Annotated in this window: 18 protein-coding genes and 1 tRNA gene; 18 read left to right on the forward strand and 1 reads right to left on the reverse strand. The window is 38.2% G+C overall.

Features of this window, described 5'->3' with window-relative positions; genetic code table 11:
- Window positions 1-6: 6 nt before the first annotated feature.
- The 15 genes from Q0A08_RS20995 to Q0A08_RS21065 all read left to right on the forward strand — a co-directional run bounded on the left by Q0A08_RS20995 (window position 7) and on the right by Q0A08_RS21065 (window position 9,697).
- The gene (locus Q0A08_RS20995) at window positions 7-450 is read left to right on the forward strand and encodes an acyl-CoA thioesterase (RefSeq protein ID WP_438463447.1); all 444 of its coding nucleotides are present in this window, start codon (window positions 7-9) and stop codon (window positions 448-450) included.
- A 125-nt stretch (window positions 451-575) separates the two neighbouring features.
- Window positions 576-652, forward strand: a tRNA-Val gene (locus Q0A08_RS21000).
- A gap of 670 nt (window positions 653-1,322) precedes the next feature.
- Window positions 1,323-1,460, forward strand: coding sequence for a hypothetical protein (locus Q0A08_RS21005; protein ID WP_438463448.1), 138 nt, complete (start codon window positions 1,323-1,325; stop codon window positions 1,458-1,460).
- Window positions 1,461-1,475: 15 nt separating this feature from the next.
- Window positions 1,476-1,781, forward strand: coding sequence for an antA/AntB antirepressor family protein (locus Q0A08_RS21010; RefSeq protein WP_438467680.1), 306 nt, complete (start codon window positions 1,476-1,478; stop codon window positions 1,779-1,781).
- Between the two features lie 19 nt (window positions 1,782-1,800).
- The gene (locus tag Q0A08_RS21015) at window positions 1,801-2,025 is read left to right on the forward strand and encodes a hypothetical protein (protein ID WP_438463449.1); all 225 of its coding nucleotides are present in this window, start codon (window positions 1,801-1,803) and stop codon (window positions 2,023-2,025) included.
- A gap of 110 nt (window positions 2,026-2,135) precedes the next feature.
- Window positions 2,136-2,561 carry a hypothetical protein gene (locus Q0A08_RS21020; RefSeq protein WP_438463450.1) on the forward strand — a complete coding sequence of 142 codons (426 nt, stop codon included), beginning with the start codon at window positions 2,136-2,138 and terminating at the stop codon, window positions 2,559-2,561.
- Between the two features lie 162 nt (window positions 2,562-2,723).
- Window positions 2,724-3,125 (forward strand): TonB C-terminal domain-containing protein, encoded by a 402-nt coding sequence (locus Q0A08_RS21025; protein ID WP_438463451.1) that lies wholly within the window; start codon window positions 2,724-2,726, stop codon window positions 3,123-3,125.
- Between the two features lie 159 nt (window positions 3,126-3,284).
- Window positions 3,285-3,743 (forward strand): hypothetical protein, encoded by a 459-nt coding sequence (locus tag Q0A08_RS21030; protein ID WP_438463452.1) that lies wholly within the window; start codon window positions 3,285-3,287, stop codon window positions 3,741-3,743.
- A gap of 8 nt (window positions 3,744-3,751) precedes the next feature.
- Window positions 3,752-3,970: a hypothetical protein gene (locus tag Q0A08_RS21035; RefSeq protein ID WP_438463453.1), complete on the forward strand. Its 219-nt coding sequence runs from the start codon at window positions 3,752-3,754 to the stop codon at window positions 3,968-3,970.
- Between the two features lie 288 nt (window positions 3,971-4,258).
- The gene (locus tag Q0A08_RS21040; protein ID WP_438463454.1) at window positions 4,259-5,917 is read left to right on the forward strand and encodes an alkaline phosphatase D family protein; all 1,659 of its coding nucleotides are present in this window, start codon (window positions 4,259-4,261) and stop codon (window positions 5,915-5,917) included.
- Window positions 5,918-6,524: 607 nt separating this feature from the next.
- Window positions 6,525-6,938 carry a glyoxalase gene (locus Q0A08_RS21045; protein ID WP_438463455.1) on the forward strand — a complete coding sequence of 138 codons (414 nt, stop codon included), beginning with the start codon at window positions 6,525-6,527 and terminating at the stop codon, window positions 6,936-6,938.
- A 448-nt stretch (window positions 6,939-7,386) separates the two neighbouring features.
- Window positions 7,387-7,860 carry a GNAT family N-acetyltransferase gene (locus tag Q0A08_RS21050; protein ID WP_438463456.1) on the forward strand — a complete coding sequence of 158 codons (474 nt, stop codon included), beginning with the start codon at window positions 7,387-7,389 and terminating at the stop codon, window positions 7,858-7,860.
- A gap of 196 nt (window positions 7,861-8,056) precedes the next feature.
- Entirely contained in the window at window positions 8,057-8,863 is an 807-nt protein-coding gene (locus tag Q0A08_RS21055; RefSeq protein ID WP_438463457.1) for a DUF6597 domain-containing transcriptional factor, read from the forward strand.
- Between the two features lie 53 nt (window positions 8,864-8,916).
- Window positions 8,917-9,315: a VOC family protein gene (locus Q0A08_RS21060; protein WP_438463458.1), complete on the forward strand. Its 399-nt coding sequence runs from the start codon at window positions 8,917-8,919 to the stop codon at window positions 9,313-9,315.
- A 115-nt stretch (window positions 9,316-9,430) separates the two neighbouring features.
- Window positions 9,431-9,697, forward strand: coding sequence for a hypothetical protein (locus tag Q0A08_RS21065; RefSeq protein ID WP_438463459.1), 267 nt, complete (start codon window positions 9,431-9,433; stop codon window positions 9,695-9,697).
- 51 nt (window positions 9,698-9,748) lie between these two features.
- Here Q0A08_RS21065 and Q0A08_RS21070 read toward each other — a convergent pair whose 3' ends face one another.
- Window positions 9,749-11,620 carry a diguanylate cyclase domain-containing protein gene (locus Q0A08_RS21070; protein ID WP_438463460.1) on the reverse strand — a complete coding sequence of 624 codons (1,872 nt, stop codon included), beginning with the start codon at window positions 11,618-11,620 and terminating at the stop codon, window positions 9,749-9,751.
- A gap of 372 nt (window positions 11,621-11,992) precedes the next feature.
- Between Q0A08_RS21070 and Q0A08_RS21075 the strand changes: the two genes are divergently transcribed.
- From Q0A08_RS21075 to Q0A08_RS21085, 3 genes are all read left to right on the forward strand, one after another.
- Complete coding sequence (locus tag Q0A08_RS21075) at window positions 11,993-12,364, forward strand: GFA family protein (RefSeq protein ID WP_438463461.1); 372 nt, start codon at window positions 11,993-11,995, stop codon at window positions 12,362-12,364.
- Window positions 12,365-12,577: 213 nt separating this feature from the next.
- Window positions 12,578-12,970: a hypothetical protein gene (locus Q0A08_RS21080; protein WP_438463462.1), complete on the forward strand. Its 393-nt coding sequence runs from the start codon at window positions 12,578-12,580 to the stop codon at window positions 12,968-12,970.
- A 701-nt stretch (window positions 12,971-13,671) separates the two neighbouring features.
- The gene (locus tag Q0A08_RS21085) at window positions 13,672-15,366 is read left to right on the forward strand and encodes a methyl-accepting chemotaxis protein (protein ID WP_438463463.1); all 1,695 of its coding nucleotides are present in this window, start codon (window positions 13,672-13,674) and stop codon (window positions 15,364-15,366) included.
- Window positions 15,367-15,441 lie beyond the last annotated feature (75 nt).

A 15,441-nucleotide genomic window follows, 5' to 3' on the forward strand; every position in this document is an offset into this window, starting at 1 on the left:
CAGACAATGTCAGATCAAACAGAGACAGAAGAAACAAAAGGCAGATTAACGACGCGTACCGTTGCCATGCCGGGAGATACAAACCCAGCAGGTGATATTTTTGGGGGCTGGGTACTCTCTCAAATGGATATCGCAGCCGGAATATGTGCAGGCCAAAGGGCACAAAGCCGTGTTGTCACCGTTGAAATAGACCGCATGAGTTTTATTCGACCCGTTAAAGTTGGAGATATTTTAGGTGTCTACACCAGCGTGATAAAAGTAGGGCGCTCTTCAATGGAAATATTAGTTGAAGCTTGGGTTAGACGAAATCGCATAGGGACAAGAGAAAAGGTAACCGAAGGCGTTTTTAAATTTGTCGCTATAGGTGAAGATGGTAAATCGACTCCGGTTCCTAAAGAGTCAGACTTGCCTGATTATGTTCATGATTGGGCTCATGGGTCAGGTATTTAAATCCTAAAGCTAGAAAAACCGTGTTAAGTGTAAATAGCTGAACAATATCAAATGCTTAAATAAAAATTGGGCATAAAGCTTGCCAAGCTATTTTGCATAGGTATAATTCTCGCCATCAAGTTTATAGGACTATAGCTCAGTTGGTTAGAGCGCATCCTTGACATGGATGAGGTCGGCAGTTCGAATCTGCCTAGCCCTACCACTTATTTTATTAAGTGAATACAAAGACTTAGGTTAGTTCCTAGGTCTTTTTTTTTCGACTAAAATTCGTGAAATTTTCCAATTTATTTCCAAAATATTTCCACACCTCCTCCAGCAAGATCTCGGTTTTGCCTGTTTTTAGGCATAAAAAAAGCCCCGAAGGGCTCGTGAAATCACTGACATTATCTGTCACCTTCAGTTAACTTCGTTCATTCTAGCCTCTTGTATATTAGCTTTGAGTAGATCCATTATTTCAAGATGGTTTTTTGCTAACTTCTATTGTTATGTAGTTGATTAGTTTACATTTTCAATGCCTAAAGTTGAGTACATTTCAGTAGTTAAATTTGGATATTGTTAGTAGTATGAAAACTCCCCATCACTTTAAGTTGTATAACTTGATTGTTGGCACCTAAACCCTTTTAGGTCTACCATTTAAATGCACTGGCAAAATCCAGTGCCGGGATTAGTACCCCGTTTATACAAAGGCGCACAAGTCGTCTGTTTTATGCGTTACGGCTTTTTTTGTGCGTGAGCAACACCATTCATGGTGGGTTGTTCGGGGGGCCCTGTGCCCACCGTTTCTTTGTAGCGGCAGTACTAACCCGTTCAACCTACCACCTTCAGATTAGTACCTTTTTGTGGCAGGAAGCCATATGCAAAGGAGGCCATAGATGGCTATGCAATCCGAAATACAAGTAGAACACTTGAACTCAACCGAAATTCTTTCGCTACATTCTCAAGTCATCAACGAACAAACTTGCGATACCGTTAACGCAAAAGATCTACATACCTTTTTAGAAATTGGCTGAGACATTCCCACTTGGATCAAAGCTCGTATTAAGCAGTATCAATTCGTTGAAAATGAAGATTTTATTTTGATTCCCCAAAATGGGGGAACCAATAATAAGTTTTCCCCCGAACGGGAGGAAACCCGAAATACGGGCGGCAGACCAACAAAAGACTACTTCTTCACCCTCAACATGGCGAAAGAACTCGCCATGGTAGAACGGAACGAAAAAGGCCGCGAAGCTCGCCGCTACTTCATCAACTGCGAACGCCAACTCAAAGCCGCTAACTCTAATTCTCCAGCAATAGAAAACCAAACCACACAGCACCCCCGCCCAACATAGCCAAGCCCTACAAACCAGCATGGTCACCCTAGAAGAGCAAGCGAAGTACCGCATGCTAAACGGTATGGTGAGAAGCTTGGAGTTCAAACAAGACACCTTAGTCATCCCAGCCATCGAGATGATCAACATGGTACGCGCCGTCAGAATGTACCAAAACCAAATAGCCAGACTCCAAAGCTCAAACTGGGTTAACGACCAAATAGAAACCATCAAAACCTACACCAGCAGAAACTTCTGTGATTAGCCCCCACAAAGCCCACTAAACCAGTGGGCTTTTTTCTTAAAGGTGTTTAAGATCAAGGTGATAACCTCAATTTCACAAAGTGTTAGTAATCTTATTGAAGGCTAAACTTTATGCTTATTATTTCTGCTTATGTGTTTGCTTACACAGTGCTTTTTTGTGTGCCTTTTGTAGTGGCATATAAAGTAAGAAAAAAATCTATAGGTGTATTTGGCTTTGCCAAAGGCGTCGTATTTTCTACTTTAATCATGTCAGTAATTGGGATTGCTCTTTGGTTTGGATACAGTATTTATTTGGAGATTCTAATATCTCCTTTAGACAGAAATGGAGACGGTTTATGGACACCTGAAGAAGAGACTACATGGACCGAACAAGATAGAAAAAATATGGATACTTTTTTTGGTGATGGTGGGCGAAATATCTTTGCCGTATTCATTTTCCCGATTTTATCTTTGTTATTCTCTTTTTCAATTATGACCCTGTATTGGCTAATGCATTTCATTAAATCTAAATTATCTAATTACCAGAAACCTGTGTGATTAGGTGAATAACCTAAAGAAGAGTCCACCTTGTCTAATTAAGCGTTGTACGCTGATTAGGTATAGGCTGTGGGCTTCTTCAATAAAAGCTGTAAAATCAGAGACTAACAAACGCCAAATAGGGTGTAACTTCTTATTCCAAGTGTGTAAAGAGTTTTTTAGATGAAACTAATGTTCATTATCCTTAGCGCAGTACTGATTTATGGCTGCTCAAGCTCTAATGTGAAGAGCGTATATACACCGAAAAGAACATTTGTAGAGTGCACGTCGATCGAACAGTGTGCTTTAACTATTCATAATGCAGTATCAGACAACTGGGTAAGGCCATGGAATGCCAAAAATAATATGAGAGTGGAAATTGAAGTCACTGTAAATGATAGCTTCGAAATTAAAGATATAAATATAACTAAAAGTAGTGGTTTAAAGTCATATGATAAATCAGCAATTGATGCCCTAAACTCTGCAACCCCATTGGTAGAATTAGCTGGCTTAGCTTCTGAAGAGTTTCAAAAAGATTTTACCACGTTAAATTTGATATTTAACGCACGGGATTTACGTAGGTAGTCTGGTAAAAGCTCAGCAAGCCTTTCTCTTCACTCTCAAAATGAGCGGGTAAAAAAGGAAATTCTTACTTTGGCTAAATTTTTAATTACTTGGGATTAGGGTCGGCTTTTAATCTCAAGGTATTTAAAATCAATTATATAAGTTCAATTCGAGGTCTTTGTGAAACATATTATATTGGGGGCTGCTGTAATGCTTTCTGGATGCGGCTATTTTGATCATGTAGCTGATGTTTGCTTTGATAAAGCAACGCATTTTAATTCTTTTATTGAAGAGTTAGATAATCGAGATATAGAGCATGGCATCACGAAAAGTCATAGTAATAGTGAAGGTATGATTTGCGCTTCAGTAAAAGGTTTGAGCATCCCTGAATATACGGAGATAAAAGATAAATTATTTGGCCAACAACCACCTGAGAAATTTTCCATAGCTTGGCCTATTAAGACTTGGGCTATTGTAGATGGGGTTAAACACCCAATTGATAAAAGTAGTCGAATACTAAAAGGTTTAAAAGTAAGAAAGATTGAAACAAGGATTGTCACTTACTATGATCTAGAATTCTTGGTTTGGGAAGAGAAGGATGACCAGATTGTAAGAGCTATTATTGAAAATAGGATTTAAAAAAGAGCATGCCAAGACAAAGTGAATTAGATAAGCAACTAACGAGATTTATGGTCGATGTATTTAAAGTACTGCTTGATAGGGATGTTAAAGGAGTAAGTCATAAAATCGCTATTATTTCTAGCTTGGCAATGGAGAACCCTGCTGGTGCGAAAGGGGCTGCATTGTTTTTAGGGGGGTTAGCTTTTATGGCTCCTATAATGCTTTATGCTGCTTTTGGAGAATAGCTAGTTTTTATCTCAATCAGCTTTTGGGAAGACGGTCAATGTTATCTGGTATCTTCAGAGGTATGGCTAAGTAAAATTAGATCTTAATGTATTAAGGCGTTTCCCTTTTTTATCCCTCAAATGAGGGGTTAAAAAGAGAAATTCTTTCTTTGTTATTACTTGTGCCTTAACACTTGAAGTTTCTTTGCATCATCTAGATCTGGTTGCTTTATGAGCAATTGTATTTGACTCAGATTTATATTTCCCTCATTTTGTTTAGTTACTACCAAGGGAATAGGGGCTAGACAGATGGGAAATCATTTACCAAAACCGCAACGCTTTGAAGATAAAAAATCCCGTTTACAGCAAATGGTGATCATAGGTGACACTGGGGCAGACTTTGTCAAAATTTGGGCGAAAGTACCTGTCGCTGGAAAGTGGACATTAGCGTTATCGACATCAGGGTTCAGTGGTGACTTAGATAACATGGATGGAAAGCCAGTTGCTCAGTGGTTACAAGGCCAAGCGGGTATCAAAACATATACATATGACTTTCAGAAGGGTGAAGGTCTATGTCATACCTTCAACATAAATGAGTTGGCTAAGAACTGTCGTTATTACTACCTGCTTACTTCAGAGCCTGATACCAAGATTACAGAAGAAGGTCGAACTGTAATTGGTGATACCTCTGCTGCTTATTTCACCACAGCAAAAGAGCATTATGATGAAGTTAAATTTGCTATGTTTAGTTGCCACGATCCATTTAGTTGGGCTCACCCTAAAGAGGGTGCATGGCCTGAACTCTGTGATGTAGCGCGGCGTGAGAACCTTGATTTATTGATTGCTGGCGGTGATCAAATATATCTTGATACCAATAAAGGCCGTATGACGGATTTATGGAAATGCCTTGCTCGTCATAAAAATGAGTTAAAGCAAAAGACGGATGAAGAAATTAAGGATCACCTTATTGGTTTGGTCCGAGAATACTACAAAATCTATTGGAATTTCGAAGCGCTGGCGGATGCTTATGGTCGATATCCAAGTTATATGATCTGGGATGATCATGAAATTATGGACGGCTGGGGATCACGCACAAAAGATGAACGGATAAAGCTGTTACGGCATTTTTTCCAATTCGATGATGACGCTTTTAATCTGAAGGTTGTAGGTCTTGCTTGGCAAGCTGCTGCACAAGTCTATTTTGAATATCAGCACAGCCATAATCCTTGGGCACAGGCTTCGATTAATTTATCTGACTTATCTCGTGTTCATTGGGACTATAGCTTTCAAAGGGGTGAATTTCATTATTATGTGCTTGATGTGCGTGGGCATCATGACTGTGAGCGAGAGGCTTATCGCTTATTAGGTAAAGATCAGAATGCCAGAGTAAATACTTGGTTGAACAGTTTGTCAGGGGCTAAAGGTGCTTTTATTGTTTCTCCTGTCCCTGTCGTTCACTGGAGTGGCTTGGTAGACATTGCTGACTTTTCGTTATCAGGGATGAAAGATGACTTAATGGATGAGTGGTCACATTATACAAACCATGCAGAAAGAGATGAGCTTTTGACTGATGTTCTTAAAGCTTCCCATGATTTTGGTGTACCTATCAGTTTTATGAGTGGAGATGTTCACTGTGCCAGTGCCTATCAGCTTGTTGATATGAGCCGCTTCCCTAAGGCGCAAGTCTCTCAAGTAACCAGTAGCCCAATATCTCGTAAACCAAACCCGGCAGTAGCCAATGTGGCTGTGGCTAAATCTGGCTATATGACAAAAGAAGTTGATGGAAAAAAAGTCGCAACGACGGTTTATCAAAAACGCCTTTTCGCAAAGTCTGGGATTAATAACTTTGCCATTATGCGAGCCTCAAATGTAGATGGCCAAAATAGAATTGAAGCGGATTTCTATTGGCCAGGGGAAGAAGACCATGAGATCGTAAGGAAGAATATTTCGTTAACCTCTGGTGAGTAATTTTATATATAAATTGGTTTAAGTGATGAGAAAATGAACTATCTAAATGTGATTTGGGCTTTGTCCAAACAACTTTGATTTTTGACTATACTCATTATGTTAACCCAGTTTGTAGGGTGCTTAAGTTTAAAGAGGGTGCTATGAAATAAATCATTAGCACCTATATAGCACCCAAAACTGGTTAAGTTATTGATTGTCTAAGGTCAAATTTGTTCCGGTCCCGGGCACCATTTGGTGCCTTTTTTTATGCCTGTAATAAATTCAAACTTCCTCAATACCCCGCCAATTCTGGCTTATAGCGCTTTCAGCTAACCTATCTAAATTGTTTACTTTCTCTGCCTTATTTAATCCTCCTTCAAGTTTAGCGCTGAGATTGCACTACGAATCCAACATAGCCTTGCACTAAGGTGTTTTTTGACTTACTTAAAAGGGGTGTTCTGTTGCATCAATTTAAGAGCGAGTTAATGTTTTACTTATGTTCGGATACCCTCTTTTTTTGAAATTGGCATATCGTGCCAATTTGTTAGTCATAAAAGGGCGTTTTTGGCAGCACATTGCGCAGCATAATTGATAAAGTTGAGCCTAATTCATATAAGGGGTGATTAACATGAGAAGTAATACATTTCATTTGGCAATTGAAGCGGGTTCTTTAAAAGAAACCGTTAAATGGTACCAATCTGTATTGGGCTGTGAAATCGGTATGGCTGAAGAAGGGAAGTGGCAAGATATCGATTTCTGGGGCAATGAATTAACTCTTCACGAATCAGAGCCAAGGGTCGAAAAAAGTAATGATCGCAATCGACATCATGTTGCTATGGGGAAAGTCTGTGTGCCGCACTTTGGCGTGCATTTATCATTAGAAAACTATAAGCAAGTAAGAGCGAATGTAGAAGCGAGTAATGGTTTCCTTGATACTCCTTACATCAGGTTTGAAGGCACTGATTATCAGCAAGAGACTTTCTTTGTTGAAGATCCTAACTTTAATGTTTTAGAAATTAAGCATATGGCTGCAGATAGCTAGTAGTGGGATTAAGGACTTGCTACAAAGTCCAAGTGAATTGAATGAGCGCACATTATGCCGCAGTATAGAGATATTGTGTGTGCTCGTTCACAATCCAAAAGGCAATCAGATTAGAAGTGAGATGTTAACCTAATAATTACCTCATCTTCTGAGTTTCAATTCAGCTCATCACCTCTCAAGCAAACCAATGCAAACTCGTACTATTAATCACATCGTATACATTAAGTGACTTAAGAAGAGTGCGCTTGAAGATCTCGCTATACTTAAATTTTCTAGGCTCTAAGGTGATATGGCGATTCGCATAGGAACAAAGCTAAGGGATTAAGTCTATGGGACAAATTTTTAGGTTAGCTGTTGCCCAGCTTCATTACATAGACGTTTCCCTCTAATATACCTGCTGGATTGAGTAAGAATATTACGTTTGAAGGATTAACCACTGGTGCTATTGATGAATATATGCATACGTGAAGCAAATACAACGGAAGCTGAATTACTAACTAAACTTGCATTAGAGTCAAAAGCACATTGGGGTTATGACTCAGACTTTATGAAAGCATGTGAAGAAGAGTTAAGTGTAACAGCGGCGCATATAATGTCTGATGAAATTACTTATATGGTTTATGAGGCGAATAATGAAGTACTGGGCTTTTATGCCATATCGCAGTTAACGGAGATAGAAGCAGAGTTAGATGCTCTTTTTGTGAAATCGACATTGATAGGCAAAGGTATAGGTAGAAAGCTAATAAAGCATGCAATTCAACAGGTTAAATCTAGAGGGTATACCTCTATCAAAATACAAAGTGACCCTAACGCTGAAAAATTTTATAGAGCAGCTGGTGGTGTTTTGGTAGGTAAGCAAAAGTCAGGCAGTATAGAAGGGCGTTACTTACCTGTACTTAAAATAAATTTAGAAAGTGTTTAATGACTGAGTCTTTGATAAACACTTAAAATTCACAGTCGATCCTCTTATTACTGCCGCATTTGTGCATAAGTAGCAGCGCATAAGTAATAGCACATAAGAGACTTAAATCTATTAACCTTTGTTCTTTACGATTAGACTGATGTAAACAAAATGCTGCTTCTTATCTTGTTGCACTAGCAAGGTTAGGTATTCAATTATGCTAATAAACATTAATGATTACTCCTTACAAGGCCATGTAAGTCGCTCAGATGCTTATCTTACCTTCAAGCCTGCACCTCCATTAAGTAATTGGGTGCATGAATTTTGGCAACTCAATGTCCCTATGGGTAGGTTCTTCTATCGTAGTGTTCCAGATAACTGTGTAGATATAATTTACAACATTACATCACCTGAAGAAGCCTTCATTGTGACGCCCTTCTCAACAGCTAAAGTGTTTGAAATGACAGGGCCAGTGTCATATTTTGGTATACGATTTCGTATATTAGGGCATCAAGGGATCATTAAGACGCCACTAGGAGAGTGGAGCAACAAAGATAATGTCACGGATTTAAATGACGTTTTCCCCAGACATTTAACTAATGTGCTAAATGATTGTGCCTACCAGAACATGACATTCCAAAAGCGTTGCAACTTCTTATCTGAGTTATTACTTAGTGCCTTACGTCCAAGTGAAGTAGATAAACGCTTAATTCATTATATTTTATATTGTGACCAACACCATGATTCCAATATGGATTTATCTGATAAGCAGTGCTCGGAATTTGGTTTATCCGCTCGTCACCTCAGACGATTAACATCTCAATATTTAGGGCTTACCCCTAGGGATTTTGCAAAGGTTTTTCGCTTTCAAAAAACACTAAGAACCATGAATACTAAAGGCTGTGCTAATGCTTGGGCGAACCATTATTACGACCAACCTCACTTCAATCGAGACTTTAAAAAACTGTCTGGCATTACGCCAAGTGAATTTCAAGTTATGTCCGCTTTGTACAATACAGATTGAGTTTAAAAAACAATAATTTGGTTTTTAAACACCTAATCTGAGGAGAAAGTGTAATGATAGACCTTGATGCTATGTTTCCTGTCATGGTGACAAATGATCTCGAAGCCGTAAAACAATTTTATGAGACCGTTTTTGGTTTTACTGCGGTATTTTATGACTCAAATTTTTACCTTCACTTGATATCCCCCAACAACAGTATTCAGCTAGGTTTTCTATTGCCAAACCTAGTAAACCAGCCAGAATTTCTACACCCAATCATGTCTACTCAAGGCTATGTTATATCTCTAGAAGTGAAAGATGCCACCTTGGCCTATTCAGAAGCCAAAGAAATGGAGCTAAATATAGCCATGGCTCTAAAACATGAAGAGTGGGGGCAAATTCACTTTATGATACAGGACCCAGCAGGTATTCATGTCGATGTGGTACAGCATCTAGCGCCAGCGGCTAAATAGTGATTAACATATAAGAGCATCTAAGCAAAAAGTAATATTAATACATTACTTTTTGCTTAACCCGATACTATGAGAAGAGAGTGTTATATGAATAAAAAGGAATGGATGTTAAAAGATGATGCATAGTGGTACGCCAAGAGATTATAGCGACGATATGTACAAGGTATATTTCGAGGTAGGTGAGTGGGAAGGGAGGGCTCTGACAGTTCTTACTGAGTGTGTGGGAGAGGCTCAAGCAAGGCATATTAAACATTTAGAGTTTGGGTATGAGCTTGTGATGCCTATTCAGTGTGTACCTGATGTTGCCAAGCTTTTAAGCCAAAAGAATATTGCTATTTATCAAATTGTACGTGGTGCGAAAATAGAAAGGACGCTGAGTTAGTTAGTAACTCTCTATTGTTTATTTTAAGAAAATCGTAGCGCACAATTGTTTTTAGTTAGCAGCATCTTTGGGGTTGGTGTCACTGTCGTTAAAAAACTGATAACCATTTCGGCCCCGAGATTTAACCTCATACATGGCGCTATCTGCATTTTTTAATAATGTTTCCGATTCTGTCCCATCATCTGGGTAAATTGAGATGCCGACGCTCGCAGATATATTGCTGTTATTCCCGTCCAAATTGAAGGGCATAGCAACCTCAGTGACAACTCTCTTTGCTAATGTTTCAACAGCATTAAAATCAATGTTACCTGATAGTATGATAGCAAACTCATCGCCCCCCAATCGTGCAGCCATATCTGATTGCCTTAGTATGCCCGTTAAGCGGTTAGCAACTTCTTGAAGCAAAGTGTCGCCAAGCGCATGGCCAAGGGAGTCATTTATTTGCTTAAAGCCATCTAAATCAATAAATAGCAATGCAACTTTAGTTGCTTCACGTTTTGCGACTGACAAACAAAATTCAAGCCTATCAGCAAAGTGAACCCTATTTGATAGCCCCGTTAACATATCAAAGTTGGCTTGTTTATATATTTTATCTTCAGTCTTTTTACGCTTTGTTATATCGCTAAATAAAGAAACATAGGCTTCTAATATACCTGCTGGGTTTTTAAGCGCTGTAATGGATAGCCATTCAAAATACACTTCGCCATTTTTGCGTCGATTAGATATTTCACCTTGCCACTGGCCAGAGTTTTCTAATTCGATAAACATCTTTTGATAAAAAGTATCATCGTGATGTCCTGAGCTTAAGATAGATGGACTATTTCCAAGCGTCTCTTGTTCTGAATAGCCTGTAATTTCAACGAAAGCATTATTTACAGCAAGTATTTTGCTTTCTGCGTCACAGATCATTACCGCTTCTGTTGCAGTATGAAAAACGGTAGATGCGAGTCTTAGTCTTTTTTCATTTTTCTTAAACTTTGTAATATCTTGGCTGATAACAACATGTGTAGCATTGTCTGAAGCTGACGATAAAGATAAAGAATGGATGTTAGTAAGCTCCCAGAACTCCTGATTATTATTATCAAAGCTGAACATTTCTCCTTGCCAATGAGGAGTTTGTATTTTGTTGATAACTTCAGCGTTGGTCTCTGAATAGGATGTTATAAAGCTCTTTTTCTTAGAGGTAATCGCTTCTTTACGTAATGCTTGTTGCGCTTTGAATTTACTATTTCCATATGTAACGTTCCCTTGATCATCAAGCGTAGCGATCGATACAGGGCTCTGCTCAACAATTAACGATAACATTTTTACTCTTTGATCTGTTTCGAACTTTCTTTTAAGAAGGTAGGCTAAAAAGATACAAAGAATACTTAATAGAGTGATACCTGCAAAAAGGTATAAAGCCTCTTGTTTAGACTTATTTCGTAATGTTTCAACTTGTTCATCAACCATCGCTTCTAAGTCAGTTTGATATTGCCAAAGTTGCTCTTGAGCTAATCTTTCTGATGAAATATCACGAATAATTGAAAAAAGGAGGTTACGGTTACCGACTGAGATAAGAGATGAATGTACTTGCACTGTTTTTATTATGCCTTTTGCCGTTAAATGGCGAAAAATAAAATAGTTACGATCCTCTGTTTTAGCTGCAAGCCTTTCTTTTTCAACTTGAGCAGCACTTAACATATTGATTTTTTGGATTGTTAATTTTTTAAGTTCACCAGCGGAATAACCATAAAAAGCAATCGCTGAGTTATTTGCGTCGACAATCTGCCCATCCGTTGGTTCTATCAATAACATAACAGAACTATGGTTACGAAAAGCCGCTTCAAATGATGTGTCTAAAGATGCTAATGAAGGGAGTGCCAAGAGTAGAAAAATTAAAATTGAGAGTGCTTTAAATATAGATTTTAAAATGGTTATCAACTGGCGACTACCCTTGTTAGATATGTAACATTCACCCTAATAAATTGTGCTATAAAAAGGGTAAAATAATAAATATATTTTATACCTATTGATCAAATAAACCAAAAGCATTAAGAGGGTATATGAGGTTTTTCTAACTTAGAAAGATCTTAAAGTCCTAAATTAAAAGTTTTAAATTTTATTTAATGTACGTTTCGTTAGCATAGAGTAAACAGAGCTCTCTTTAATCTGGAAGTAAAAGCTAAAACTGATGATTGACCCAGCACACTTCTATTTAGAATACTGGCAGTGGTACCTCTAAACTGAGTGTTCTGCATCTAGAAATAGAGTAGTAGAACTTATCTCCCATAATGGACTTCTCGGAGTAATAACATGGCAAAAACATACAAAGGTGGGTGCTTATGTGGAAACATCCGTTTCACTATTACTGGTGATGCCAAAAAACCTCATACATGCTCGTGCAAGATGTGCCAACGTCATTCAGGCTCAATCACTCAGTTCTGGGTTGAGTTCTCAAAAGAGCAAGTTCAATGGGATGGACCAGGTGGTGAACCAACGCTATGGCGTTCATCAGATTACTCCAGCAGAAGCTTTTGCCCTAATTGCGGGAGCACACTCGGCGCTATCGATGATGACCCTGTGATAGCAATGGCGCTTGGCTCATTTGATTCAAACAACAGAAAAGAACTAAAGCCAACCTCCCACTCCTACAAGTCCAAAACACCAAAGTGGTGGAATCTATAAACAAAAGCGATACATAATAAAAGAAGCAACTGAGTTCTAGTGAATGAATCTTTATACTCGTTTGGTATCGATTAGTGCTTGCTCTTGATAGACCTTATTTTTTAATTCTATGTTGTAATGGCGATATCCGTTTTGGGAGTTAGTTAGATAATAAAGGGTGACTATAAATTAGTTCGTCTTGTAGTTGTTCTAGTTTGAGGTAAGGGAATTATAGTGCTTGAAGACATGTATTGGTTTTTAGTGACGGAAGAGGCTGCAAATTATGCCAGTTTGCTTTGTCTTATAGTGCTTGCCTTTTTTGTGTTCTATCAAATTAAATTTTTTTATTACTCAAGGAAGTTTAAAAAAATCACAAAATCAGATTACCCTGAATTATTTGAAACATGTAGGGTAGGTAATAAGCATGCCTTTGAAAGTGATTCGCTGACTTATTGGCGATACACAAGTAAAGAAGTGTATAAGCAAACTAACGATCAACCTTATATAGAGCTTGGTGAGAAGCTTCACAGAATTGAAATTATATGCATATGGAGTCTTATTGCTTTCTGTGTAATGTTTGTCTTCTTGATATATTTCTATGGCGAAATAATTCGCAGTATGGATTAAAACGCCAACAAGACTATAAACTCACCCCACCAACGCTTTTCGCAGTTCGTCTTGCAGTTGCTCTAGCCTGAGGGCGACTGTGTGTTGGTGTTCGTGTGGTAGGTCTGAGATGTCTTTTAGAGGCTCTTTTTTAGGTAAGTTTGATCATTTCTAACTTGTCTGTATTAGAGAGTCGTGATCTGTTACATGTTCGCGCTCCTTGCGTTATTTATCGTTTAAAGGCTTGTTGTTGTGCTCATCCTAAGTGCGAACAGCGAGCTTAACCAATCCTTGGCTGCTTCATTAACTCTTCTAATCTAGACCATTCTCTGTGCATTCAGGCTTTCTTTTGGTGAAATTGACTTACTTTCTAGGTATTGGCTAATGGGTATTAGAAAATGTTGAAGTACTCTATTAAGAATGGGTGACCACGTAAAACTTGTTTTCCACTCTTCTAATGAGATAAGTGGCTTTTTTGATAAGAATTCAAATATGGCGACACTTACATAATCATAATAAAGATACACAAACACCTAACTACTCTGTATTTCATCATAATTGCATACATATCCTTTCAAATCTTAGGGTTATTAATTCATGTGTAAGTGTACACTTAAAAGTAATAAAAGTATCACCGTACTGATAAGGGGATTTTAGATAAGGATGCTAATTTTCAGTTGTTAAAACCTTATTAAAATCAACCTTTAAGCGAGATAACTGTTATGTTCAATAGAATAAAAATTGCTCAAAAAATATACTTTTTAGGTCTTTCACTTCTCTGTATTACTCTCGTCGTTGGTCTCATCGGTTTTACCCAAATGCAAAAAATTGGTAATGAAATCGTTGATATCGCCGAAATTGATATCCCTCTTAATAACGTTATGACACACATTACAGAACACCAATTAATGCAAGTGATAGAGCTAGAACGTGCTGTTCTTAATGGGGTGCTAGATCAATATGCGGGTGGGAATTTTGAAAAGGAGATGGCACACCATATTAAAGAGGTAAGAGACATCTCTAAAGAGATAAAGCATGAGTTTGTTGAAGCTGAGGCGTTGATTGAAAAAGCGTTTAACATCGCTCATAGCCAAGTGGTAATAGATAAACTTAGCGACTTAAAAGAAACCATACTGTTAATAGATTCTCACTTTGTTAAGACAGAGCATGAAACTTTTGAGTTAGTTGATTTACTTGAAGCTAACAAAATAGAAGACGCCTTAAAATTTTTACCCACTTTAGAGAAACATCAAAATGAACTTGATGAAGAACTGATTGAAGTGTTAAACGATATACAAGCCTTTACCGCTGCATCAGCATTACAAGCAGAGCATGATGAGATTAATGCACTTAAACTCATCACTTTGGTAATTATAGGAGCCGTGATATTAGCTATTTTGCTTCCTATTCTAATTGGTCGTTCTATCACAGGTCCCATTGGTTACCTGCAAAATCGTTTAGAAGAAATTACCAAGGGTGATGGCGATTTAACACTGCGAATTAATAGTCCAATGAAGGATGAAATTGGCGCAGTTTCTAATACCTTTGACTTATTTATTGATCAGTTGGCTAGCACGGTAAGAAAAATTACCAACTCAAGTCTGGCCTTAGAGAGTTCGTCTTCTACTGCGCTTCGTATCACTGAAGAAACACAGCAATCGATAAAAACACAACAAGACGAAACGACCTCTGTTGCTAATGCCGTATCTGAAATGAACGTGTCGACTCAAGAAGTCGCTCAAAGTACGACGTCAGCGGCACAAATGGCTGAGAAAGTTAAAATGAGTGTCGAAATTGGTAAACGCTCTGCTGACGACACCCAAGTGATTATTCGTGATATGGCGGATGAAATCATACGCACTTCCAAAGATATCGAAACCCTCGCCAAAGAAACCGAAAGCATTGGGACGGTACTAAACGCGATTCAGGGCATTGCAGAGCAAACTAATTTATTAGCGCTCAATGCGGCAATAGAGGCGGCTCGAGCAGGCGAAAGTGGCAGAGGTTTTGCCGTGGTTGCTGATGAAGTTCGATCTTTAGCACAGAGAACACAAAGTTCGACGGTCGATATTAAAGAGTTGGTAGAGAAGCTGCAAAAAGAAGCCACTCAAGCGGTGGCAAGTATGCAAAATGGAAATCAAAAAACAGAAGCGTGTTTGGTTAAAAGTACTGAAACAAGTCAGGCCTTTGAAGAGGCTTATGATGCGGTATCTAGTATTTCTGACCTTAATATTCAGATAGCAACGGCTGTTGAAGAGCAATCTCATGTTTCAGTAGAAATAAGCAATAACCTTCAAAATATACAAAGCATTGCATTAAGTACGACAGAAGGTGCTGAAAAGACTGCGGTTGCCAATGAGCAAATCGCAAGTCAGATTATTGAGTTAAATAACAGCATTCATCAATTCAAAGCTTAAGCACGCATAAGGCGTAAATTTAAAAAGAAATTGACTATAAAACTTCCAATTATCTAGGACCCCAATCCTTATATT

Origin of the sequence: Marinomonas sp. PE14-40, assembly GCF_051623805.1 — a bacterium.
Taxonomy (GTDB): Bacteria; Pseudomonadota; Gammaproteobacteria; order Pseudomonadales; family Marinomonadaceae; genus Marinomonas.